The 23,571-nt window shown below is 36.3% G+C and carries 19 protein-coding genes, 3 tRNA genes and 1 pseudogene; 18 read left to right on the top strand and 5 right to left on the bottom strand.

The features are described 5' to 3' along the window. Nucleotides 1-30: 30 nt before the first annotated feature. Nucleotides 31-783, bottom strand: coding sequence for a hypothetical protein (locus tag NK356_RS10250; RefSeq protein WP_034693695.1), 753 nt, complete (start codon nt 781-783; stop codon nt 31-33). Between the two features lie 55 nt (nt 784-838). Between NK356_RS10250 and NK356_RS10245 the strand changes: the two genes are divergently transcribed. Then, on the top strand, nt 839-1,276 hold the full coding sequence (locus NK356_RS10245; RefSeq protein WP_253316909.1) for an RNA-binding S4 domain-containing protein: 438 nt from the start codon (nt 839-841) through the stop codon (nt 1,274-1,276). A gap of 450 nt (nt 1,277-1,726) precedes the next feature. On the opposite strand, the gene NK356_RS10240 is transcribed toward NK356_RS10245, so the two are convergent. Further along, nucleotides 1,727-2,242, bottom strand: coding sequence for a shikimate kinase (locus NK356_RS10240; protein WP_034693808.1), 516 nt, complete (start codon nt 2,240-2,242; stop codon nt 1,727-1,729). 115 nt (nt 2,243-2,357) lie between these two features. Between NK356_RS10240 and NK356_RS10235 the strand changes: the two genes are divergently transcribed. The 3 genes from NK356_RS10235 to NK356_RS10225 all read left to right on the top strand — a co-directional run bounded on the left by NK356_RS10235 (nt 2,358) and on the right by NK356_RS10225 (nt 2,676). Then, nucleotides 2,358-2,430: transfer RNA gene (locus tag NK356_RS10235), tRNA-Lys, on the top strand. Nucleotides 2,431-2,465: 35 nt separating this feature from the next. Beyond that, a tRNA-Leu gene (locus NK356_RS10230) sits at nt 2,466-2,548 on the top strand. A 55-nt stretch (nt 2,549-2,603) separates the two neighbouring features. Further along, nucleotides 2,604-2,676, top strand: a tRNA-Lys gene (locus NK356_RS10225). A gap of 185 nt (nt 2,677-2,861) precedes the next feature. On the opposite strand, the gene panC is transcribed toward NK356_RS10225, so the two are convergent. Next, the gene (panC, locus tag NK356_RS10220) at nt 2,862-3,710 is read right to left on the bottom strand and encodes a pantoate--beta-alanine ligase (protein WP_034693700.1); all 849 of its coding nucleotides are present in this window, start codon (nt 3,708-3,710) and stop codon (nt 2,862-2,864) included. A 171-nt stretch (nt 3,711-3,881) separates the two neighbouring features. Here panC and NK356_RS10215 point away from each other — a divergent pair, with 171 nt between their 5' ends. The 9 genes from NK356_RS10215 to NK356_RS10175 all read left to right on the top strand — a co-directional run bounded on the left by NK356_RS10215 (nt 3,882) and on the right by NK356_RS10175 (nt 14,479). Further along, on the top strand, nt 3,882-4,652 hold the full coding sequence (locus NK356_RS10215; protein WP_034693703.1) for a glycogen/starch synthase: 771 nt from the start codon (nt 3,882-3,884) through the stop codon (nt 4,650-4,652). A 13-nt stretch (nt 4,653-4,665) separates the two neighbouring features. After that, complete coding sequence (locus NK356_RS10210; protein ID WP_051934259.1) at nt 4,666-6,318, top strand: DUF4270 family protein; 1,653 nt, start codon at nt 4,666-4,668, stop codon at nt 6,316-6,318. A 36-nt stretch (nt 6,319-6,354) separates the two neighbouring features. After that, complete coding sequence (glmS, locus tag NK356_RS10205; protein ID WP_034693705.1) at nt 6,355-8,208, top strand: glutamine--fructose-6-phosphate transaminase (isomerizing); 1,854 nt, start codon at nt 6,355-6,357, stop codon at nt 8,206-8,208. 108 nt (nt 8,209-8,316) lie between these two features. After that, entirely contained in the window at nt 8,317-9,738 is a 1,422-nt protein-coding gene (gldK, locus tag NK356_RS10200; RefSeq protein WP_034693708.1) for a gliding motility lipoprotein GldK, read from the top strand. Nucleotides 9,739-9,797: 59 nt separating this feature from the next. After that, complete coding sequence (gldL, locus tag NK356_RS10195) at nt 9,798-10,490, top strand: gliding motility protein GldL (RefSeq protein WP_034693712.1); 693 nt, start codon at nt 9,798-9,800, stop codon at nt 10,488-10,490. Nucleotides 10,491-10,543: 53 nt separating this feature from the next. Continuing rightward, the gene (locus NK356_RS10190) at nt 10,544-12,133 is read left to right on the top strand and encodes a GldM family protein (RefSeq protein ID WP_034693715.1); all 1,590 of its coding nucleotides are present in this window, start codon (nt 10,544-10,546) and stop codon (nt 12,131-12,133) included. A gap of 22 nt (nt 12,134-12,155) precedes the next feature. Continuing rightward, nucleotides 12,156-13,094 carry a gliding motility protein GldN gene (gldN, locus tag NK356_RS10185; RefSeq protein WP_034693716.1) on the top strand — a complete coding sequence of 313 codons (939 nt, stop codon included), beginning with the start codon at nt 12,156-12,158 and terminating at the stop codon, nt 13,092-13,094. Nucleotides 13,095-13,149: 55 nt separating this feature from the next. Then, nucleotides 13,150-14,184, top strand: coding sequence for an FAD-binding oxidoreductase (locus tag NK356_RS10180; RefSeq protein ID WP_253316908.1), 1,035 nt, complete (start codon nt 13,150-13,152; stop codon nt 14,182-14,184). A 34-nt stretch (nt 14,185-14,218) separates the two neighbouring features. After that, nucleotides 14,219-14,479, top strand: a complete 261-nt coding sequence (locus NK356_RS10175) for a SemiSWEET transporter (protein ID WP_034693722.1) — start codon at nt 14,219-14,221, stop codon at nt 14,477-14,479. Between the two features lie 69 nt (nt 14,480-14,548). On the opposite strand, the gene NK356_RS10170 is transcribed toward NK356_RS10175, so the two are convergent. Continuing rightward, nucleotides 14,549-14,983 (bottom strand): META domain-containing protein, encoded by a 435-nt coding sequence (locus NK356_RS10170; RefSeq protein ID WP_034693726.1) that lies wholly within the window; start codon nt 14,981-14,983, stop codon nt 14,549-14,551. 38 nt (nt 14,984-15,021) lie between these two features. Continuing rightward, a complete protein-coding gene (locus NK356_RS10165; RefSeq protein ID WP_034693729.1) occupies nt 15,022-15,414 on the bottom strand; it encodes a multicopper oxidase domain-containing protein in 393 nt (130 codons plus the stop codon). A 637-nt stretch (nt 15,415-16,051) separates the two neighbouring features. On the opposite strand from NK356_RS10165, the gene NK356_RS10160 reads away from it, so the two are divergent. The 5 genes and pseudogenes from NK356_RS10160 to NK356_RS10140 form a co-directional block, all read left to right on the top strand. Next, on the top strand, nt 16,052-16,438 hold the full coding sequence (locus tag NK356_RS10160) for a hypothetical protein (protein ID WP_034693732.1): 387 nt from the start codon (nt 16,052-16,054) through the stop codon (nt 16,436-16,438). A gap of 145 nt (nt 16,439-16,583) precedes the next feature. After that, nucleotides 16,584-17,669: an efflux RND transporter periplasmic adaptor subunit gene (locus tag NK356_RS10155; RefSeq protein ID WP_185103654.1), complete on the top strand. Its 1,086-nt coding sequence runs from the start codon at nt 16,584-16,586 to the stop codon at nt 17,667-17,669. Between the two features lie 21 nt (nt 17,670-17,690). Next, on the top strand, nt 17,691-20,882 hold the full coding sequence (locus NK356_RS10150) for an efflux RND transporter permease subunit (protein ID WP_253316907.1): 3,192 nt from the start codon (nt 17,691-17,693) through the stop codon (nt 20,880-20,882). Continuing rightward, nucleotides 20,854-22,311 (top strand): TolC family protein, encoded by a 1,458-nt coding sequence (locus NK356_RS10145; RefSeq protein WP_253316906.1) that lies wholly within the window; start codon nt 20,854-20,856, stop codon nt 22,309-22,311. The genes NK356_RS10150 and NK356_RS10145 overlap by 29 nt, the downstream gene beginning before the upstream one ends. 277 nt (nt 22,312-22,588) lie before the next feature. After that, nucleotides 22,589-23,571, top strand: a pseudogene (locus NK356_RS10140) (T9SS C-terminal target domain-containing protein); the annotation flags it as partial.

Below are 23,571 nucleotides of genomic sequence, written 5' to 3'. Positions count from 1 at the left end.
GGGGGATGTTTATATTTTATTTTTTACTTATTATTGTTTTTCACCACTTGGTCTGTCCGATCTTCCATAAATCTGAAAGTTGAACACAAACGATTTATTTCTGTAAGAAGTATTTAAATAAGGATAATGAGGGTTTCTTGCAAAAGCAGCTCTTGAAGGAACAATGATTACTCCCTGTAAATTATAAGGGGTTTCACTGGGAAGATCTTTGAATGATTTGAATTTCAACAAAGCTTCTCTGAAACCAGGAATTTGATAATAACTTGCTTTTTTTGAAGCATCTGTTGTACCAGCCTCTAATATTGATTTCTTTACGTAATAAAACATAGGGTCAATAACAGGAACACCTGTTCCGTCAATAGTATTTAAAAAGGCAGCTTTTGCTTGAAATAAAGTGTTACCGTCAGAATTAACAGCCAGATAGGAGTACACTCTTCCCATGATTTTAATAACATCATCATCTTTGATCGTTTGATCATCGGCAGGATTAACAGGCTGAGCTCCGTTTCTCATAATATAGATTGTTCCTGAAGGAAGGGTTATAGGTGACAACTCAGATAATTTCTTTTCGTTATCATCTGCAGTATCCGTAGAACTGAAAGCTTTTATATTACCCTGTGCATCGAGATAATTCTCATCCATGAATTTCTTAATGGCCTGATCATCATAGGTGTTTTGCGTAGCAATATCTTCCGGTTCTACATAGGTTGATACATCATCATCTTTCTTACAAGCAGAAAAACACAAAGATCCTGCAAGGATATATAAAAATATTTTTTTCATTTCAAAAAACTTTAATTACTTTACAAATAATATAACGGCAAAAGTATAAAAAATTATGAGAATAGATAAATTTTTATGGAGCATTCGTTTTTATAAGACGAGAAGTATTGCAGCAGAGGAGATTAAAAAGAATAGAGTTTCTATAGGAACGTCTGCCGTAAAGTCATCTAAAGAGGTAAAAGAAGGAGATACTATTAAAATCCGTAAGAATCAGATTGATTATAAAATAAAGGTAATTCAGATTCCTAAAAGCCGAATAGGTGCCAAGCTGGTCCCTCTTCACATCCAGGATGTGACAGATAAAGAGCAGTACGAACTGTTGAAACTCCGTAAAATGTCACAAGACTATTACAGAAATAAAGGAGAGGGAAGGCCTACCAAAAAAGACCGAAGAGAAATGGACGACTATGTAGGAAACGATATCGACTCCGATTTTACAGACTGGGATGATTTCTTTGGAGAAACAGGCAGCGAAGCCGATGGTGAAGATTAATAACCTGAGTTCGGGATAAGAATTCCTGATTGAGATGGTTTTGAAGCTGGGAGCTGGGAGCTGGGAGAAGGAAGGTATGAAGAGCATCAACAATGGCTGTTTCTCTTTTTTAAGAGTCAATTTCAAATTGTTTAAACTTTTGTTTATTGAAACATTAAGATGTATTAAGGTGTTGAGAGTATTAAGATGAGCTTCGCTTTAAGCTTAAAATCAGAATGATTCATCTTAACTATACTTTATTTCTTAAATCCTTCTTAATGGTTTTAATAGATATCCAATATTTTTTGATAAGTTGAAACAACTTCTGTATTTACTTGTGATGCGACTGTAATTTTATAACTAAAAATAATTACCTCCATCCTATTTCTTCCAGCTTCCAGCTTCTCGCTTCCCGCCTTCAATATTACTTTACTTAACCCGAACTCAGGTTAATAATAAGATAGAAAAGCTCTAGAGATAGAGCTTTTCTATTATTTCGTTGACGATGTCTTCCGGTTCTCTGGAATCTGTCCCTACAGTGAATTGTGCTTTGCTGTAAAATTGATTCCTTTCAAATAAATGTTTGGCAATGAATTCCGGCAGGTCTTCATCAGATATATTGGCAATTAATGGCCTTTTTTCTTTTTGTTTTGAAAGTCTTTCAACCAATGTTCCAACCCCTGTTCTTAAAAAAATACTCTTGGAGTTATGATTAATGATTTCCATATTATTATAATATACAGGAGTTCCTCCACCAAGGCTTAAAACCACATTTTCTTCAGAAGCTAATATCTCTTCAAGTGCCTCTCTTTCCAGTTTTCTAAAGTAAATTTCTCCCTTTTTCTCGAAAATTTCAGGGATGGTTAATTTATTTCTTCTGGAAATCTCTTTATCGAGATCAATTAATTTAAAATCTATTTTTTCGCTTAATATTTTGGAAATGTGAGATTTGCCACTTCCCATGTATCCGATCAATGAAATTACCATGAAATTTTTTTTAACAAATTTGCGAAAAAGTTTTGAGATAAAGAAAAAAGTCATATCTTTGCACCACTTAAAACAAGGGACATTACTTAAATGAAAACTTGTTATACAAGTGGCCGACTCGGTAGCTCAGCTGGTAGAGCAATACACTTTTAATGTATGGGTCCTGGGTTCGAATCCCAGCCGGGTCACTAGCAATAATAATTACTTAATTTGTAATTTTATTGCCTGCGTGGTGAAATTGGTAGACACGCCATCTTGAGGGGGTGGTTTCCTAAGGATGTGCTGGTTCGAGTCCAGTCGCAGGCACTGCAAAGAAAATTTTATAATTAATATTGAAATTTATTTCATTTTAATTGTGGCCGACTCGGTAGCTCAGCTGGTAGAGCAATACACTTTTAATGTATGGGTCCTGGGTTCGAATCCCAGCCGGGTCACAAGTTTACTGAAAAGTAAATTTTTTTCATATTAATATTTTGTGATTTGGTGTTTCAAAGGCTTCCTTCAGGAGGCCTTTGATTTTTGTATCAACTCAAGTCTAAACCTAGTCTTTTTATTTGTGCACTCAATGAAAAATCCCCAGCCGAAATAGCCAGGGATATTATATTTTAATAGATAAAGATTAATCCAGGTGCATGTTGTCAATTAATCTTACTCCATCTACTACAACTACGATGAAGGCTCTGAAACTTCTGTCTTTATAGAAAAAATCAGTCTCCTGTAATGTGTTTTCATCAGCAATCAGAAAGTATTCAAGCTTCATGCCCTGCTGATCGTCAAAAACATCAGCTACTCTTTCCTTTATTTCCGGAATACTAACAGTTCTGAACCAGTCGTTTACTTTTTTTAAAGTCTCATAAATTATTTTAGAAGCTTCTTTTCGGTCTTCATGAAGTCTCTGGTTTCTTGAACTTAGTGCCAGTCCGTTTTCTGCCCTGTAAATAGGAACTCCGGATATCTTAACGGGAAGATGTTTTTTCTCCACCATTTTTTTAATAATAGCAAGCTGCTGAAAATCTTTTTCACCAAAATAAGCATGATCAGGCTGTACCTGTCTGAAAAGCTCTTCTACAACAGTTCCTACTCCGTTGAAATGTCCCGGCCTGGATTTACCTTCCATTTCATTTTCCAATCCGTCAAAATCATACGATTGGCTTTCAGCTTTTTCAGGGTAAATATCTGCTACCTCCGGGATGTAAACAGCATCTACAAGGCCTGAATTCTGAAGAATAAGTATATCTCTGTTAATATCTCTTGGGTATTTTTCAAGATCTTCAGGGTTGTTGAACTGAGTTGGATTTACAAAAATTGAAGAAATAACAAGATCATTTTCTTTTCTTGCCTCTTCATACAGAGAAAGATGGCCATTGTGCAGGGCGCCCATAGTAGGGGCAAAGCCAATTCTTTTTCCCATTTCTTTCTGTCTTTCAATGAAATCCTGAAGGACTTTTCTGTTTTTTAGAACTTCCATAGTTTATTTTAATACTATTTCAAAAATACTAAAAATATCGCATAATAATATGTACTTTTAATAATTTGAAAAAGGGAATTTTCGTAAAAAAATGTTAATTAAAATAATGTTGGATGTTTTTTTGTAATTTTGCACATTAAAGCATTTTTACAAAAATTAGATAGAAAGTTTATGCCGAATCAAAAAATACTGTACATTACTACAGAGATGTATCCATATCAGGAAGATACAAATATGGCTGCAGTGGTAAACAAAATGGCACTTAAGATGCACCAAGAAGGCAATGATGTAAGAGTTTTTATGCCAAGATTTGGACAAATAAGTGAGAGAAAGTTCCAACTTCATGAAGTAATCCGTCTTTCAGGGATGAATATTATTATCAATGACCTGGACCAGCCTCTAATCATTAAAGTAGCGTCTCTTCCGGGGGAAAGACTTCAGGTTTACTTTATTGATAATGAAGAATACTTCAAAAGAAAACAATATTATTTCGACGATGAAGGAAACCCTTTCGAAGACAATGACGAAAGAGCTATTTTCTTTGCCAGAGGAGTTATTGAAACCATTAAGAAACTAAACTGGGTGCCGGACGTTATTCATTTAAATGGATGGATGTCTTCTTTTGTTCCAATTTATCTTAAAACTTACTACGAATCAGATACTTATTTCAAAGACGCAAAAATTGTACTTTCTCTTTACAATGAGAAAGATGCTGACTTGGACAAAAAGATCGATGAAAAGCTACAGTTTGATAATATTTCAGGATTAAAAGCGTTAGATAACCCAACTATTAAAAGTTTTGTTATCGAGAGTATGAACTATGTAGATGCCGTTGTAAAAGGGGATGAATTTCTGGATGAAGACCTGGATAAGGCTTTCAACGAAACAGCAACCCAGAAATCGGAGTATCTGGACGTAGATTCTATAAATCAACTTTATTAAAAACACATTTTTAATGACTCATAATCTTAAAAAGACTTTCGCCATACTTCTATTGGCGATTTTTGGAAGTGCATTGCTTTATAACTGTGAACCGGATCCGGATTCTCTAGGTGAGCAGCTGTTTAATGGTGATGCAGCACAAGGCAATGAAATTGCATATCCTGTTATAGCATACAATTACGACAATAATGATTCAATCAGAAGTGATGCTTCAAGATTGATCAGCGGATTGAACGAATCAGGTGCTACCACAAATGTTGCCGTTCTTGGAGCCTTTACTGAATCCCAGTTTGGAATGCAGAGAGCATCTTATGTTACGCAGCTAAGAATGCCGGTAGATAATTTCGACTTCAACGGCGCGAATCCAAAAGTTGATTCTGTAGTCCTTGTAGTGAGACCACCTGCAAATACAGCTTCGAATACTTACTTCTTTGAAAGCAGCGATTCATTAAAGACAAATACATACGCAAAAACTGATTTCCCGGTAGACGGGGTAGCTACAGAAGTTTCTATTGAGAAAAAAACTTACCCTGTTCGTAAATACGGTAAAATAGGGGGTGCTTCAAAATCAATGAAAATCAATGTACATGAAGTGACTACGTTCTTAGATGCAAATAATGATGCTCTAAAACGTTCCAATGCCTCAGTAAGTACTGGTGAGCTATTAGGTTCAGGAGTATTTGATGGTAACATGAACTCCTTATCTATTACTAAAAAATCAGATAACTCAGTAGTATTTACCGGAAACTTAGGGTTCAGAATGAAATTGAGCAATACAGATTTCTTCCAGACTCATATTCTTGATAAAAAAGGAAAACCTGAACTTCAGGATGCTGCTAACTTTATCAGATATTTTAAAGGAATAAAAATTTCGGTGGACGAAACGGATAGATATCTGTACCAGTTCTCTCCTAATGATTTGCAGCTTATCATGTATTACAAATATGATAAGACAGACAACGGAACAACCACAAGACCACAAACAACACTTAATTTCAACCTAGGAAGTGCTAATGCTCATATCGGATTGTATGAGTACAACAGATCTGGATCACCTGCTGCAGCTGCACTGGCTGCAAGTAATTCTAGTGAAGGAGATGAAAGGCTTTTTGTTCAGGGAATGGGAGGTCCTTCTGTGGTAGTAAAAATTAAGGATGAGACTATTGCACAACTTAAGGATATTTTTATCAAAGATAAAGCAGGTATTGTAAGTGCTAAGATCAGAATCTATCTTGATCCTTCAACATGGAAAAATACGGGCTCTACCGAAGATCGTAGGTTTACCCTTTTAAATAATACATTAAATGCTGGTAAAATTGATTATTCAAAATTAACATTCACTTCAGATCTGACAAGCGGACTTGGGTTGTACTATTTTAAAGATAAACCTGAGCCTGGTTATTATGATTTTGTAGTCACAAAAACAATCAAGGATCTTGTTGAAGGGAAAAAAGAAACCGTAGATGGAACTGAGCAACCGATCGTTAACAAACCATTAATAATCACTGCAGGAACATTTGCTGCAAGTACTACAGGAACCCTTTTAGGAGTTCGTAATACGACAAGAGCATTTGATATGAACAGAATTATTCTGACAGGTATAGATAAAGCCAATACGAATCCAAAAAGAATCCAGCTAATGGTGACTTATGGTACGAAAAAATAGAACACGATAAACAAACAACACTAGACAAAATAAAATATGTGCGGAATAGTAGGATATACAGGTTTTCAAGACGCTTATGAAATTGTAATTAATGGTCTTAGAAGATTGGAATATAGAGGGTATGACAGTGCCGGAATTGTTTTAGAAGGACCAGAGAACAAGCTGGAAGTAGAAAAAACAAAGGGTAAAGTGGAGGATTTGGTGAATATTTCAAAAGGACTAAAAGGAACGTCTAAAATTGGAATGGGACACACCCGTTGGGCTACCCACGGAGTTCCAAGTGACAGAAATTCCCACCCGCACTTGTCAAACAACGGAAAAATTGCAATTGTACATAATGGTATTATTGAAAACTATGATACCATTAAAACAATGCTTACTGAGAAAGGTTTTACTTTTAAATCAGAAACAGATACTGAAGTATTGGTAAACCTTATTCAATATTTTATGGATCTTAATCCGGATATCGACTTCCCAACTGCAGTAAGATATGCATTGAATGAAGTATATGGTGCCTATGCAATCACTGTACTTCATGAAGATTATCCTGGAGTATTGGTTGTAGGAAGATTAGGATCTCCTTTAGCAATCGGAATCGGAGATAAAGAATATTTTATTGCATCTGATGCTTCTCCTTTCGTAGAATTTACAAAAGAAGCTATATATCTTGAAGAAGGACATATGGCAACAATTTCTCTGGAAAATGGAGTAGATATCAGAACCATCAATGAAAACTCTAAGATTGAGCCTGAAATCCAGGAACTTAAGTTGAGTCTTGAACAAATCGAGAAAGGTGGATACGAGCACTTCATGCTTAAAGAAATCTTTGAACAGCCTAAATCTGTACACGATACCATGAGAGGTAGACTTCTTGTAGATGAGGGAGTAATCAAAATGGCCGGAATCTGGGATCATGTTGAGCGATTCAAAAATGCTAACAGAATTATTATCATTGCTTGTGGTACTTCATGGCATGCCGGTCTTATCGGAGAATATCTGATAGAAGAATATGCAAGAATTCCTGTGGAAGTAGAATATGCATCAGAGTTCAGATACAGAAACCCGATCATTACAGATAAAGATGTGGTGATTGCCATTTCTCAATCTGGAGAAACAGCTGATACCATGGCTGCTTTAAAATTAGCAAAAGAAAAAGGTGCATTTATATATGGTATATGTAATGTTGTGGATTCTTCCATTGCAAGAATTACAGACGCTGGTTCATATACCCATGCCGGTCCTGAAATCGGGGTTGCTTCTACCAAAGCATTTACGGCACAGCTTACTATTCTTACTTTAATTGCATTTAAATTAGGAAAACACAACGGAAACTTAGGAAACGCTGAATTTATGAGCCTAATTGCTGAGCTTGATGCTATTCCTAAGAAAATCGAAGAAGTGTTGAATACCACTCATGAGCTTACGCAGAATATTGCAAAAGATTTTGTGAAAGCTACCAATTTCCTTTACTTAGGAAGAGGATATAATTATCCTGCAGCCTTAGAAGGAGCCTTAAAATTAAAAGAAATTTCTTACATCCATGCAGAAGGATACCCGGCTGCAGAAATGAAGCACGGTCCAATTGCCCTGATCGACGAAAATATGCCAATTGTAATTATAGCACCTAGAAAAGGCCACTATGATAAAATTGTAAGTAACGTTCAGGAAATTAAAGCGAGAAAAGGAAAAATTATCGCTGTAGTTAATAAAGGAGACCGTCAGGTGAGTGAAATGGCAGATTATGTTATCGAAATCCCTGAAACTTCAGAATGTTTCTCTCCAATCGTTGCTTCCGTACCTCTGCAACTGCTTGCTTATTATATAGCAGTATATAGAGGAGCCAACGTAGATCAACCGAGAAACCTTGCAAAATCTGTTACCGTGGAATAAAAAGTTGTTGTAAATAAAATAAATTTAGATTTCTTCCGTTATTTCAAAAAAAATCTTAAAAGTTTCTTAAAAAAATTATATATTTACGGCTTAATTATAAAAATTAACATGAAAAGGATATTTCTTTTATTATTGTCTGCGTCGGTAGCATCGGTATCTTGTTCAGGTGGTGGCAGCTCTTCTGTAGGGAAGCCAGGAACAAAAGGTGAATTGATACCAAGAGAAAAAACTAAATCATTTGTTGCGGAAAGACCATACGGAATGGTTGCAATTCCTGCAGGTTCATTTGTTGCTGGTTTAGCAGACCAGGATCCAACAAATACTCCTGAAAAAGCAGCATTGAAGACTGTTACTGTTTCTTCTTTCTTCATGGATGAAGCAGAAACTACCAACTCGGAGTACAGAGTATTTATCAATTATGTAAGAGACTCTATCGCGAGAACTTTACTTGCTGAAGCTGCCGGAGAAGGTGGTGATGAAGGCGGACGTAAAGGAGCAGCAATAGGAGATTATGCATATCTTGCTAAAAAAGAAGAAAATTTAACACCTTATCAAGAATATATGGAAGGCCAGGGTGGCCGAGAAGACGGAAGCTATGATGCCAGCAAAAGATTAGATTGGAAAATCCCTTTACACTGGAGCACATCAAAATATCCGGATGTAGAATACGCAGAAGTTTTAGAATCTCTGTATCTACCTTCTTCTTCAAGAATCGGAAACGAAAGAATTTTAGATGTAAGTAAGCTGAAATATACTTACCGTTGGGGAGATATGGACGCTGCAGTTGCAGATAACGAAAGAGGAGCTAATTACCTGAAAAGTGAAAGCATCGCGATCTATCCTGATACTACAGTTTGGGTAAAAGATTTCCACTTTGCTTACAATGAGCCATTGTTTGAACAGTATTTCTGGCACAAAGCTTACAAAGACTATCCTGTTGTTGGGGTTACCTGGGATCAGGCAAGGGCTTATTGTAACTTCAGATCTAAATTGAAAACAGATTACAACGAAAGTTTAAAAAGAAAAAAACAAAGACCATTAGAGTTCCGTCTTCCAACAGAAACTGAATGGGAATATGCTGCAAGAGGAGGTATGCAGAATGCTACTTACCCTTGGGGTGGTCCGTATTTAATGGACGACAGAGGTTGCTATCTGGCTAACTTTAAGCCGAAAAGAGGTAACTATATGGAAGACGAGAAAAAAGGTACTTATACATATACAGCTCCAGTTAAGAAATTTAAGAAAAATGGGTTTGGGTTATTTGATATGGCTGGAAACGTTTCTGAATGGACACTATCTTCGTTTAACAACTCTTCAGCTGGGTTCACTTCTACATTAAATCCTTCTACTAAAGATAAGTTGGATACGAAGAAATCTGTAAGAGGTGGATCTTGGAAAGATATAGGATATGCACTAATGACAGGTGCTAGAGATTGGGAAAGAAAAGATTCCGCAAGAAGCTATATCGGATTCAGAACTGTACAGGATATTCCTGAAGCAGCAGTTAAACCAAGAAGAGTTAACAGATAACTAATCAGACAATTATTTTCAATAACAATTTTATTTAACATTAAAAAAACTAACTCAATATGTTTAAGACTAAAGATGCTTGGATGAATTTCTTTTATTCATTCGGTGCTGCAATTGTAATTCTTGGAGCTTGGCTTAAAATTACTCACATTACCTTGGGACCTATTAACGGTAACATCGCTCTTACCGTAGGACTTATTACTGAGGCGATTATCTTTATCATCTTTGCATTTGACCCTCCAAAAACTGAAGAGTCTTATGCCTGGGAAAATGTTTATCCTGAGTTATTAGATAAGCATGCTAATCCAAATCCTTTACACTCTAATGTAACAACAAAAAATACAAGCGCTCAATTTGCAGAATTAGAAAACTCTCTTTCTAACAAATTGGATAAAATGCTTCAAGATGCCAGACTAGACGTTCAATTATTTGAAAGATTAAGAACAGGAATTGATAAATTCTCAAACTCTGTTGATCAGATCAATCAAACTGTAGACGTATCTGCTTCTACTCATAAATATAACGACCAATTAAATAAAGCAGCTCAGCACATGGAAAGCATGAATGCTCTTTATGCAATGCAACTTGAAAGCGGTAAGAGACAATCTGAATTTGCGAACAAGTATGTTGCAGATATGCAGAAATCTGCAGAGCAATCTGAGAAATTCAACCAAGAGCTACAAGGTTTAACATCTAATCTTAATAACTTAAATAGAGTTTATGGTGGTATGCTAACTGCTATGAAGTCTTAATTCCTAACCATTTCTAAATTTAACTACTTAATCAAAAAAACCAAGAAAAGAGAATGGCACAAGGAAAACAGACCCCTCGTCAGAAGATGATCAACCTAATGTATTTGGTGTTCATCGCGATGATGGCCCTAAATATTGATGCAGAAATCATCAGATCATACTATGACTCTACCAGAGCATTAAATGAAACCAGAACTTTAACAGAAAAAAAGAACGAGAAGATCTTTGAAAGAACGTTGGAAGCTAAGGCTCAGCAAGTTCCGGATACCTACGCACAACCTTGGGCTCAGTACAAAGTATTGAAAACCAAAATTGATGCATTGGTGAAATCTGCTCAGGATGTTAAAGATTTGTTGAAAAAACAATCTGAGTTTCACGATAAAGATAAGGACGGGAAAGATATTGACGTAAGTGAAAACTTTGCTGCACTTAACAATAACGAAGCGACTACTGAATATTTCTTCAAGGAAGGAGATGAAAATACTCCATCAAAGAATGCATTAGATCTGAAAGCTAAAATTGATGACGTAAGAAACTACATCAATGCTACTTTTGGAAGCAATGCTCAGTTACAGGATTTAGTTGCAAGAGCTAACAAGTCTCTTATTGCGGAGTATCCGAAAGGAACATCTCCAAATGAAAAGACTTGGTTCCAGAATAAATTTTATCATCAGCCGTTAATTGCTGCAATATCTAATTTGGAAATTATCCAAAATGATGCCAGAAACGTTCAGTCTGATGCATTGGCACTATTACTTCAGGAAAAAGTAGATGCGAATATTAAATTCTCAAGCTACGAGCCTATTGTTTCAGGTCCAGTTGATATCCAGGCAGGAAAACAGGCTGAAGTAAAAGTAATGTTAGGTACTTATTCTAATAGTAATAAGATCAGCATTTCTGGAGTAAGTAAAGTAGAAAACGGTAAAGGTTCTATCGCTATTTCAGGTTCTGGAATAGGTGAACATAAATTAGGAGGTACAATTACATTGACAGATGCTTCAGGGAAACCACAGTCTTTCCCTTGGACACATACTTATAATGTAATCGCTGGACCAAGAGAAGTAAAACTTGAAAAAGGATTATTACTTTCTGCGGATAAAATGAATGTAATGTATAGAGGACTTGAGAACCCTGTTTCAGGATCAATCTTAGGTGCTGACAATTCTAAACTTTCATTATCTGCTGCAGGAGCTACTGTGAAAGGTAAAGGTCCAGGTAAATGGGATGTAACTCCTACTACAGGAAATGTAGTTAAGTTAACATTATCAGGAACTGACCCTTATGGTAAAACAGTTTCTCAGGTATTTGAATATAGAATTAAGAATATCCCTAGACCACAAGGTCAGATCAGAGGTAAAGCTGTAAACTTTATGCCGGCAGGTTCTATACCTAACCAGATTGTTTCTGCTACTTTACCTGACTTTGATTTCCCTGTTTCATTCACTGTTAATAGCTTTATTATTAAGCTTCCAGGAAAAGCAGGTACTCTGATTCAAGGAAGTTCATTATCAGGAGCTGAAGGTATGCTTAGAAATCTTAGACCTGGTGACGTAGTTCAGATCTATGATATTCAGGCTACTGCTACAGGGCTAGGAAACCAAAGGCTTAAGGAGATTTCACCTGTAATTATTAATGTTCAATAAGGTTAATTTGTAAAATCATATTATGAAAAAATATATTAGCACCCTTTTAGTTTTAGTTTCGGGATTCGCTTTTTCCCAAACTATTCTGAATGCTGCTTCTCCTGAAGAATTCAGACAAATGAGGGCTGAATCAATGAGAAAAGCAGGGGATACTGTTATCAGCAATAAAGTAAAGCCTCTTGAATATGGTTTCGTTGATGACAAGGATATTTACAAAAGTATGTTTGTTTGGGAAATCATTGATATGAATGATAAGATCAACCAGCCGTTTTATTATGACAATCCGGATGGTCTTCTTTCAAGTTCTACAAGATCATTATATCAATTATTACTTGATGGCGCCCTTAAGGGGGATATCAAGGAAGTTTATGATGACGAAAACTTCGTTACAAGACTTTCACCTGAAGCTATTCAGAAAAGATTGGAAAGTGTAAGACTTGACGAAGAAGCTATCGATATCCTTAACTCTGGAAGAACACTTACAGAGGACGAAAAGAAAAGATTAACAGATATCATCAGAACAACTACTGATAAAGTAAAAGTTCTTAAAGTAATGGGTATGTGGTTTATCGATAAGAGAGACGGTCAGATGAAGTACAGACCTCTTGGCATCGCTGCTATGGGGCCGGATCCAACATCTGTAGGAAGAATTGGTCCTGATGGCCAGCCTTTGGCAGGTGCTGATGAATTGATTGATTTGTTCTGGATTTATTACCCAAGTGCTCGTGATATCTTAGCAAACAATTATGTTTTCAATAGAAAAAATTCTTCTGCTGACTTATCTTTCGATGATGTTATCAATGCAAGAAGATTCTCTTCTATTATTTATAAGTCTTCAAACGGTTTAGGAGATGGTACTATTAAGGACTATATTCCTAAAAATGCTGACGAACAGCTTGAAGAAAGTGACAGAATCAAAGCACAGATTCTTGACATGGAAAATGATATGTGGAATTACTAGATTTCACTTGATATTTATAGAAAACCTGAGTATTTTTACTCAGGTTTTTTTTATTATGAAAAATGTAGATTATATTATCGTTGGAGACGGATATGCAGGGCTTTTCTTAGCTCATCAGCTCATTAAAAATAACAAGTCTTTTGTGATCTTTACGGAAGGAAGAAAAAGCGCTTCTCAGGTTTCAGCAGGAATTATCAATCCTGTTGTTCTAAAGAAGTTTACCACATTCTGGAAAGCACAGGAGCAAATAGATTTTCTTAAAGACAGTCTTAAAGAAATAGAATCATATACAGGAGAAAATTATTTGATCGATGCTCCCATTCACAGAATTTTCCATGATGAGAATGAACAGAATTTATGGTTGAAAAAATCGGCAAATGAAGAATTATCACATTTTCTTGATCAAAATTTCGATCGTTTAAATGTAGTAAAAAACGATTTTCTTACCGGAAAGGTGAATCAATCTGCAAGACTTAATGTTAATGGATTTTTCAGTGGTTTATTCAATTATTTTGAAAAAAACGATCATCTGGTAAAAGAAAAATTCGATTATTCAAAATTGAATCCATCTGAATCCGTATATAAAGATTTTACTTTCAAAAATATAATCTTCTGTGAAGGAATGGGTGTGAAGGATAATCCATACTTTTCAGAGATTACAGTAAACCCGAACAAAGGTCACCACATAAAAGTAAAACTTTCTCAACCGATTCCGGAAAACATAACCATTAAAAAGAAACACTTTTTATTTCCAACCGGAAACGGATTATATTTTTATGGAGGAACTTATGACAGAGAGCAGCTTCACCATCATATTGATGAATCAGCAGTTGCCCAACTGGTGAAAGGACTTTCAGAGTTTTATCCTTATGATTTTGAAGTAGAAGAAGTACATTTTGGATTTCGCCCAACCGTAAAAGACAGAAGACCTATCATCGGAAGGCACGATACGTTCAGTAATCTTTATGTTTTTAATGGACTTGGAGCCCGTGGGATTCTTAATGGGTGCTATTTTTCAAGAGATCTTTTCCGTTTTATGGAAGAAGATATTCCATTGCATGAAGAAGTTTCATGGAAGAGATTTCAATAGTGTATCTTAGTATTGATATTCAAGGTGAAAATGTATGAATGAAAATATATTAGGTATAGTGGCCGGAGTTCTTACTTCTGTTTCTATGATTCCGCAGCTTGTAAAAGTAATCAGAGAAAAGAATGTAGAAGATATTTCTTTACTCATGCTTCTGGTTCTGATTTCAGGGCTCTCTTTATGGGTATGGTATGGTTTTGAAAAAGACGAACTTCCTATTATTATATCAAATGCATTTGCAGTTCTGGTGAATATCAGCCTCCTGATCTGTTATATAAAGTACAACAACAAAAAATAGAAATATCAATATAAAAAATACGCCTCATCATGATGAGGCGTATTTTATTTTTATTTAAGTGAGATTCAATTACTGAAGAACAAATTTAGCTAAAGGAGCCATTCTTGCTTTGTTTAAAGTAAGCGTATTTCCGTTTACAGAGTAATTGTCTGCTGCAAGAATTGCTTTGGTAAATTGATTTTCAATATCAAGATCCTCGCAAGCCATCATGGTAGACATTCCCTGATTGAACTTAATTCTCATCATTTCAGGTTTGATCTCAAAAGTTCCTCCCAAACCATTACATCCTGCATGTCCCTGATATCTCATACCATCCATTTCAAGTTTAAAATAAGGATTGTTTTTAGGATTTTTCAGTTCAATCGGCTTCCCGTTAAGCTCTGTAAGTTTCCATGTTTTTCCTGTAATATCAGTAGTTGCTTTTTGAGCGTTCTGTGTTTTACAAGAAACAACTAAAAATGTTGCGATAACAAGTGCTGATAAGTAATAATATAAACTTTTCATAATGTTTATTTTTTTAATTTGAATTGCTAATCCTTATGCTAATACGATGCCATTTTTGCAGGACCAGACTCTTTTTTTGCCTGTTTAAGATGGAACAGAACCATATCTACATTCTTTTTCAGGAAGGTGATATTCCCTTTAATATCAGAATATTGATACTCTTCATTAGAGGCAGTATATTCAGGTAAAGCATCACTTTTTTTAAGGTCAAAAGTTTTACCGTTTAAATGTATTGTTGCTGTATTTTTGGTGTTGTTGATCGTAACTTCAATTTTTTCTCCATAGCTGTCAACATACACATTTTTTGAAATGTCATCTGTATTTTCTGGAGTAACAGCAGTAATGGTTTCAGCTTCTTTTCCGGGATGTTTACACGCTGTTAGGGAAATAATGGTCAATCCGAAAAGGACTGGTAATAATAATTTTTTCATAGTGATAAGTGATTTTAAAGTGTTTCATGAATTATGATGTTAATGCTATATAAATTTACAAATATTTTTAATAAATATATGTTAATTTTTCATAAACTAACAGAAAATTAAAGTTTTATGCAATTTAACTCACTGTTTTTTGAAACAAAATTCACGAAACAGAAAGTGATAATTATTGTAGAAAATTAAGGAGAACCATTGTTAATTCAGGATTTTTAACGAACTTGTTTTCAATGGTATAATGTTGTTTTTTTTTCATTTTTCATTTGTTGTGTTAATTTTCGGCAAAAATAATTCAAAAAGAAGAGAGTAACAATAAGTTAATGTTAATAATTATAATTCATGATAAAGTTTAGGTTTGATAGGAAAATTTTCAAAATAGAGTATCCAACCACTTAAAATGTTCAAAAAAGCAACAGCTTTAAAATTAAAATTTCCTTAAATCAAAAAAAATGGCTTGATATTTGAAAATTGAAACTTGCACAGATGAGATATCAGGATTGCTTGAATTACGCTTGAATAAACGAAATATTTAATATTTATCAATTTTTTATATTCAGGTATTTTAAAGAAGAGTTAAATTTTGTTAATCCATGATGGTAATATCATAATCTGGGTGTACATTTGCAACTTCAAAATGAGAAACTTCGTAGTATATTTTTTAACCAGTCTTTTTCTGCTCTTTGTAGTAGAAAGCAGACTTGATGTTAAAACGCTCCGAAACGACTATAACGGTCATGTTTCTCATCATATGCCAAAAAGAGCCAACCGCCTGAATCAGACTTTTGAAAAACTCTCTGTTCAGCAGATGGCCGATAATGTAGACAATTCCACTTTAGAACTTACCGAAGATGATTTCCAGCTGTCTGATGTATGGCAGGCTGTTATTGTTTTTGCCGGAGTCTTCTCTTTAGTCTATATTTTTGGATTAAAAAGCTATAAAAGATCCAAGCCGGATATTCATGGCTTTGTTCTTGGTTTAGCAACCAAAAGATTTATTCTTATCCGCTCCATTAGAATCTAAAATTTCTCCGTTCTATTTATTTTCTGCCTGATTCCGGGTGGAAAGTACTTGCGTTGTGTATGCCGGTAATCATCACATCGTACCCCTTTTATTACCGTTTTTTATTTCTATCAAAACATTAACGATTTATATAAACTCTAGAATTATGATAAAAAGAGTTGCTTCGGGAATTGCGTTGAGTGCCCTTTTGTTGGCGGTTGGCTGCAATAAGAAAAAAGAAGAAAAAGAAGAAGTTACCGTCTATCCGGTGACGTCCCCTGTGGTAATGGATACCGTAATCAACAAAGAATACGTAGCTCAGATTCAATCTGTAAAAAACATTGAAGTGAGAGCTCAGGAAAAAGGTTTCCTGGAAAAAATCTTTGTAGATGAAGGACAATACGTACAGGCCGGACAAACATTGTTCCGAATTATGCCTAAACTGTATCAGGCAGAATTATTAAAAGCAAAAGCAGAAGTAGAACAGGCTTCTATTGAGCTTAAAAATGCAAGTACGCTGGCAGGAAACAACATTGTTTCTAAAAATGAAAGAGCAATGGCAAAAGCCAAATTGGATGCTGCCAATGCAGAAATGAAACTGGCCCAGATCCATTTGTCTTTTACTGATATCAAAGCACCGTTTTCAGGGATTATTAACAGAATTCCACTGAAATTGGGAAGCCTTGTAGATGAAGGTGATTTGTTGACTTCGTTATCAGATAACACAAGTATCTACACCTATTTCAACGTTTCAGAACCTGAATATTTAAGCTACCAGACTCATGCTGCAGACAGAGGCAGTAACCAGGTTTCTCTGATTACAGCAAACGGAGAAACGTATACACAAAAAGGAGAAATCCAGACAATTGAAGGAGAATTCGATAACGAAACCGGAAATATTGCTTTCCGTGCGAAATTCCCGAATCCAGACAAACTTCTGAGAAACGGAGAAACCGGAAAAGTGCAGATGTCAATGCCTGTTCATAACGCATTGATCATTCCACAGAAAGCAACCTATGAAATTCAGGATCAGAAATATGTATTTGTAATTGATAAAAATGGAGTAGCAAAATCCAGAAATATCAAAGTAGCTTATGAACTTCAGGATCTTTATGTAGTGGGATCAGGAATTTCAAAAGGAGATCAGATCCTTCTGGAAGGAGTTCAGAAAGTAAAGGATGATCAAAAGGTGAAAACAAAATTCCAGGATCCTAAGAAAGTTCTTCAATCATTGAAATTAAAAGCAGAGTAGTGGTCTCTAAAATGAAGCAGTATGTTTAAGAAATTCATTCGCAGACCAGTTCTGTCTATAGTAATCTCATTGATTATTGTATTTATGGGAATACTGTCATTGGTAAAACTTCCGGTGACGCAGTTCCCATCCATCTCTCCGCCTAAAGTAAATATCACCGCAGAATATCCCGGAGCTAACAACGAATTGTTGATTAAATCCGTAGTAATTCCTTTGGAAAGAGGATTAAATGGAGTTCCCGGTATGAAATATATGACTTCGGATGCCGGAAATGACGGGGAAGCTTCCATTCAGATTGTATTTGATCTGGGAACCGATCCCAATGTTGCTGCAGTAAACGTGCAGAACCGTGTATCTTCAGTGGTAAATAAACTTCCGCCTTTGGTAGTGCGTGAAGGGGTAAAGATCACGCGTGAAGAACCCAACATGTTGATGTATATTAACCTGTACAGTGACGATCCTAAAGCTGACCAGAAATTCCTTTTCAACTATGCAGACATCAACGTAATGTCTGAATTGAGAAGGGTAAGCGGTGTTGGTTTTGCCGATATCCTCGGAACCCGTGAATATGCAATGCGTATCTGGCTTAAACCAGATAGATTAACAGCATATAATATTTCAGCAGATGAAGTAATGGAATCTCTGAATGAGCAGAGTTTGGAAGCTTCTCCGGGTAAAACAGGTGAAAGTTCCGGAAAACGCTCTCAGTCTTTCGAATATGTATTAAAATATCCTGGTCGTTTCAATAATGAAAAAGATTACGGAAACATTATTTTAAAAGCAAAACCGAACGGAGAATCTGTAAGACTGAAAGATGTTGCCGATATAGAGTTTGGAAGTTCCATGTATGATATTTATTCCACATTGAACGGGAAACCTTCAGCAGCAATCACGGTAAAACAATCCTATGGATCCAATGCAAGTGACGTTATCAAAAATGTGAAAACATTGATGAAAGATCTTGAAAAAAATAACTTCCCTAAGGGAATGCATTACGATATCAGTTATGATGTTTCAAGATTCCTGGATGCATCCATGGAAAAAGTAATCCATACTTTGTTTGAAGCCTTTATTCTGGTTGCTATCGTAGTATTCCTATTCCTTGGAGACTGGCGTTCAACATTGATTCCGGCATTAGCTGTTCCGGTTTCATTGGTAGGAACATTTGCGGTAATGTCTGCTTTCGGAATTACCCTGAATATGATTTCCCTCTTTGCTTTAGTAATGGCGATCGGGGTTGTGGTAGATGACGCGATTGTAGTTATTGAAGCTGTTCACGCCAAGATGGAAGAAAAACATCTTTCCCCATTAAAGGCCACTGAAGAAGCAATGCATGAGATCAGTGGGGCGATTATTGCAATTACGCTGGTAATGGCTTCTGTATTCATTCCGATTGCATTTATGTCAGGACCGGTAGGGGTATTTTATCGTCAGTTCTCTATTACAATGGCTTCATCCATTATTTTATCAGGGGTAGTGGCGCTTACTTTGACACCGGCTTTATGTGCTCTGATCTTAAGAAATAATCATGGAAAAGCGAAGAAGAAAACTCCGATTACTATTTTCCTTGATAAATTCAACAACCTGTTCACGAAGGGAGCAGGAAGATATGAGAAGATGCTGAATAAAACAGTGACGAAAAAGACAATAACATTGCCTTTACTATTAGCATTCTGTGCCTGTACATTCTTCCTGAGTAACTCTTTACCTTCAGGATTTATTCCGGCTGAAGATCAGGGAATGATCTATGCCATTATTCAGACACCTCCGGGATCTACTTTGGAAAGAACAAACCAGATTGCCAGAGAACTTTTGAGAGAATCTGAAGACATTGATGGAGTACAATCCGTTTCTTCTCTTGCAGGTTATGAGATTTTGACAGAAGGTACCGGATCCAACTCCGGAACCTGTCTGATCAACCTTAAAAGCTGGGAAGAACGTAAAGAATCAGCTGCGGAAATCATTGAAAAACTGGAAGAAAAAGCCAAGAATATTCCGGGAGCTAATATAGAATTCTTCCAGCCGCCTTCCGTTCCGGGGTATGGAGCAGCAGGAGGTTTTGAACTTCGTTTGCTGGATAAAGCGGGAAGTGGAGATTATCATAAAATGGAACAGGTAAGTAATGACTTTGTGAAGGAGCTTAAGAAGCGTCCGGAATTGGGATCAGCATTTACATTCTATTCTGCGAGTTTCCCACAGTATATGCTGAAGATTGATAATGATCTTGCAGAACAAAAAGGAGTCACGATTGAGAAAGCGATGGATAACCTTTCTACATTGATCGGGTCCAACTATGAAACGAGTTTCATCCGCTTTGACAGACCGTATAAGGTAATTGTTCAGGCTGGTCCTCAATACCGAGCCTTACCAACTGACCTGCTGAAACTGTATGTTAAAAATGATAAAGACCAGATGGTTCCATACTCAGACTTCATGAGATTGGAAAAAGTATATGGACTATCCGAAATTACCAGACATAATATGTATAATTCTGCAGAGGTGAGCGGAACTCCGGCGCCTGGATATAGTAGTGGACAGGCCATCAAGGCCATTCAGGAAGTTGCAGATAAAACACTTCCAAGAGGTTTTGGTATCGACTGGGCGGGGATTTCTAAAGATGAAGTAAGCCGTGGAAATGAAGCCGTATTTATCTTCCTGGTGTGTTTAGGATTTGTTTATCTGATCCTTTCTGCACAGTATGAAAGTTTCATCCTTCCGCTACCGGTTATTTTATCCCTTCCGGTAGGTATTTTCGGAGCTTTTTTATGCTTAAAATTATTAGGATTGGAAAACAATATCTATGCACAGGTGGCCATGGTCATGCTTATTGGACTTCTGGGTAAAAATGCCGTGTTGATTGTAGAATTTGCCGTTCAGAAAAAGGCAGAAGAAGGAATTCCTGTGGCAAAAGCTGCTATTGAAGGAGCTGCCATCCGTTTCCGTCCGATTTTGATGACATCATTTGCCTTCATTGCAGGGTTGATTCCTCTGGTGATCGCAACAGGACCAGGAGCGGTTGGTAACAGAACCATTGGTACTGCAGCAGCAGGAGGAATGTTAATCGGGACTATTTTCGGATTGATGATTATCCCCGGACTGTATTATATCTTCGGAACAATTGCTGATAAGTCAAGACTGGCAAGATATGAAGAAGAGAATCCTTTAACAGAACAAACTGAACCTTATGAACATGATGGAAAATTCGAAGACTAAAAATATAATCGCAGCCATTGCCTTATCGCTTGTACTTGCAAGTTGTAAGGCACCGATGGCGACTGTCATAAAAGATGAGGTAAAAGAAAATATTCCTCAGAACTTTAATCAGGAAGAACAGCAGGATGCTAACAACAATAGCGGAACAACACCATGGAGACAGTTTTTTACTGATCCGAATCTTGTGACGCTTATTGAAACTGCTTTAAAAAATAATCAGGAGCTTCTAATCACACTTCAGGAGATTGAAATTGCTAAAAGTGGTGTTTTAGCTAAAAAAGGAAGATTGACTCCAACGGTTTCTGCAGGAATAGGAGCAGGGTTGAAAAAATCAGGCCGTTATACCAGTGAAGGAGCTGGTGATGCTACTACAGAAATAGAACCAGGAAAAGAAATGCCGGATCCGCTTGGAAATTTTGAAGCAGGATTAAATGCGAGCTGGGAGATTGATATCTGGAAAAAACTCAGAACAGAAAAAGAATCTGCAGTTGCTCATTATCTTTCTACTGTGGAAGGGAAGAACTTCGTTTTATCTAATCTTATTGAAGAAGTTGCGGATAATTATTATGAGTTATTGGCACTTGATAATCAATTGGATATTATACAGCAGTATATCAAGCTGCAACAGAGAGCATTGGAAATTTCCAAAATTCAGAAAGAAGCCGCTGCTGCAACGGAACTGGCTGTGAAGAAATTTGAGGCAGAACTGGCGAAATCCAAAGCAGCAGAATATACAATCCGTCAGCAGATCACAGAGAAAGAAAACGAAATCAATGCTTTACTGGGAAGATATCCACAGCCAATTGTGAGAACAAAGGAAAACTTTATGTCTACCATTCCTCCCACAGTGTATACCGGAATCCCATCTCAGTTATTAGCCAACCGTCCTGATATCAAACAGGCAGAGCTTGAATTGAAGGCATCAAAACTCGATGTGGAAGCTGCAAGAAAAGAATTTTATCCTTCTTTGGAAATTTCTGCAACGTTAGGTTTGGAGGCTTTCAAACCTTCATATCTTGTTAAATTACCGGAATCAATAGCTTATAATCTTGTGGGCGAGCTGGCTGGACCACTCATTAACAAAAGTGCAATAAAAGCTAATTTTCAGACAGCAGATGCAAAACAGGTTCAGGCATTATACGAATATGACAAAACCATTTTGAATGCTTATCTGGACGTTGCCAATCTGATGTCAAAAGTTAAAAATATTGACCAGTATTATCAATTAAAATCACAGGAAACCAAAGCCCTGGATCAGTCTATTGATATTGCCAATCAGTTGTTCCGTAATTCAAGAGCAGATTATCTTGAAGTTCTTTTGAACCAGAGAGATGCATTGGATGCCAAAATGGAACTTATCGAAGCAAAGCAAAAACAGCTCAGCACTGTAGTCGACATCTATAAAAGTTTAGGTGGAGGCTGGAAATAAAACATCATAATTCTATCAATAAACAGTTAATGTTTTTTGGAAGGGTCAATTCTTTTGAGTTGGCCCTTTTTATTTTTAATACGACAGGTTCTGTCGCCGTGAGTAGATTTTTTTGCATCATAATGATACAAATTGTAATACAATATAAAGAAAATCTAACTATTAATAGCATGATTTATAGTAGGTTGGAGTATATCAATTTTTGTGTCTTAAAAAGTACTAAATTCGCTGCGTTTTTAATAAACTAATTACTAACTCAAAAAACGACAACACGGGAATGAGAAAACTTTATCTCGGTGCATTTACTTTATGCACAATCTTGGGCGTATCTGCTCAGGAAGTAGTGTGGCAAAAAGACATCCAATCCTCTACCCAGGATTTTCTAAGCCAGGTCACGACAACCATTGATCAACAATACCTTATCACAGGAAGTTCTATTCAAAGCAATAAGCAACAGGTTTCAGGCAGTAAGCAAAACAACGGTTACGATTTTCATCTGGTAAAACTCAATCAACAGGGTCAAGAAGTTTGGGAGAAATATTTCTCAGGACAAAATCATGATTATCTGTCGGCTACTGTTACCACTCAGGATGGAGGATTTCTGTTAGCAGGAACATCTTATTCCGGAAAAGGATTAGACAAAAAAGACGATTCCAAAGGAGGCTCAGATATCTGGCTGATCAGAATCAATGAATTCGGAGATGAATTGTGGCAGAAAACATTGGGAAATTCTTCCGATGAAGAAGCGAGAGCTGTTATTCAAACTACTGATTTAGGATTTTTTGTGGCTGGAAATATACAGAACTCATCAAAAGGTTATGGATCTAAAGATGTCTGGATTACCAGACTCGATAAAAACGGAAAAGAACTCTCTCAATTAGTTTTAGGAGGAAAAGGACTAGATGAAGTGGAAAAGATGATTCCAACGAGAGATGGAGGAGCGTTACTGGGGATTTATTCCAGAAGTTCCGAAGTTCGTGTTTCGGGTTCTGAACAAGGTTCCGGGATGCGAGGTGCGGGTTCTGCATCAAACATTCAAAACCCGAATCCTGTATCTCGAAACTCGAAACAAACTGAAAACTTCGGTGAGGGCGACTATTGGATTGTCAAATTAGACAAAAACGGAAAAGTAGAATGGGAGAAGAACTTTGGAGGTAAAGGAGATGATCATTTGAGAACTCTGGCTTTAACGTCAACTGGCTTTATCATTGGTGGAGAATCCAGGTCAGAGAGATCAGGAAACAAAACCGTAGGCATTGA

Source organism: Chryseobacterium sp. S0630 (genome assembly GCF_024158915.1).
In the GTDB taxonomy this organism is placed as follows: Bacteria; Bacteroidota; Bacteroidia; order Flavobacteriales; family Weeksellaceae; genus Chryseobacterium.
This window is presented reverse-complemented; position numbering and strand designations above follow the sequence as displayed.

Coding starts and splice junctions, on each gene's coding strand:
- glmS (WP_034693705.1), top strand. CDS start 6,355: ATGTGCGGAATAGTAGGATATACAGGTTTTCAAGACGCTTATGAAATT.
- NK356_RS10175 (WP_034693722.1), top strand. CDS start 14,219: ATGAATGAAAATATATTAGGTATAGTGGCCGGAGTTCTTACTTCTGTT.
- panC (WP_034693700.1), bottom strand. CDS start 3,710: ATGGAAGTTCTAAAAAACAGAAAAGTCCTTCAGGATTTCATTGAAAGA.
- NK356_RS10250 (WP_034693695.1), bottom strand. CDS start 783: ATGAAAAAAATATTTTTATATATCCTTGCAGGATCTTTGTGTTTTTCT.
- NK356_RS10150 (WP_253316907.1), top strand. CDS start 17,691: ATGTTTAAGAAATTCATTCGCAGACCAGTTCTGTCTATAGTAATCTCA.
- NK356_RS10180 (WP_253316908.1), top strand. CDS start 13,150: ATGAAAAATGTAGATTATATTATCGTTGGAGACGGATATGCAGGGCTT.
- NK356_RS10160 (WP_034693732.1), top strand. CDS start 16,052: ATGAGAAACTTCGTAGTATATTTTTTAACCAGTCTTTTTCTGCTCTTT.
- NK356_RS10190 (WP_034693715.1), top strand. CDS start 10,544: ATGGCACAAGGAAAACAGACCCCTCGTCAGAAGATGATCAACCTAATG.
- NK356_RS10240 (WP_034693808.1), bottom strand. CDS start 2,242: ATGGTAATTTCATTGATCGGATACATGGGAAGTGGCAAATCTCACATT.
- gldL (WP_034693712.1), top strand. CDS start 9,798: ATGTTTAAGACTAAAGATGCTTGGATGAATTTCTTTTATTCATTCGGT.
- NK356_RS10170 (WP_034693726.1), bottom strand. CDS start 14,983: ATGAAAAGTTTATATTATTACTTATCAGCACTTGTTATCGCAACATTT.
- NK356_RS10165 (WP_034693729.1), bottom strand. CDS start 15,414: ATGAAAAAATTATTATTACCAGTCCTTTTCGGATTGACCATTATTTCC.
- NK356_RS10155 (WP_185103654.1), top strand. CDS start 16,584: ATGATAAAAAGAGTTGCTTCGGGAATTGCGTTGAGTGCCCTTTTGTTG.
- gldN (WP_034693716.1), top strand. CDS start 12,156: ATGAAAAAATATATTAGCACCCTTTTAGTTTTAGTTTCGGGATTCGCT.
- NK356_RS10215 (WP_034693703.1), top strand. CDS start 3,882: ATGCCGAATCAAAAAATACTGTACATTACTACAGAGATGTATCCATAT.
- NK356_RS10245 (WP_253316909.1), top strand. CDS start 839: ATGAGAATAGATAAATTTTTATGGAGCATTCGTTTTTATAAGACGAGA.
- NK356_RS10145 (WP_253316906.1), top strand. CDS start 20,854: ATGAACATGATGGAAAATTCGAAGACTAAAAATATAATCGCAGCCATT.
- gldK (WP_034693708.1), top strand. CDS start 8,317: ATGAAAAGGATATTTCTTTTATTATTGTCTGCGTCGGTAGCATCGGTA.
- NK356_RS10210 (WP_051934259.1), top strand. CDS start 4,666: ATGACTCATAATCTTAAAAAGACTTTCGCCATACTTCTATTGGCGATT.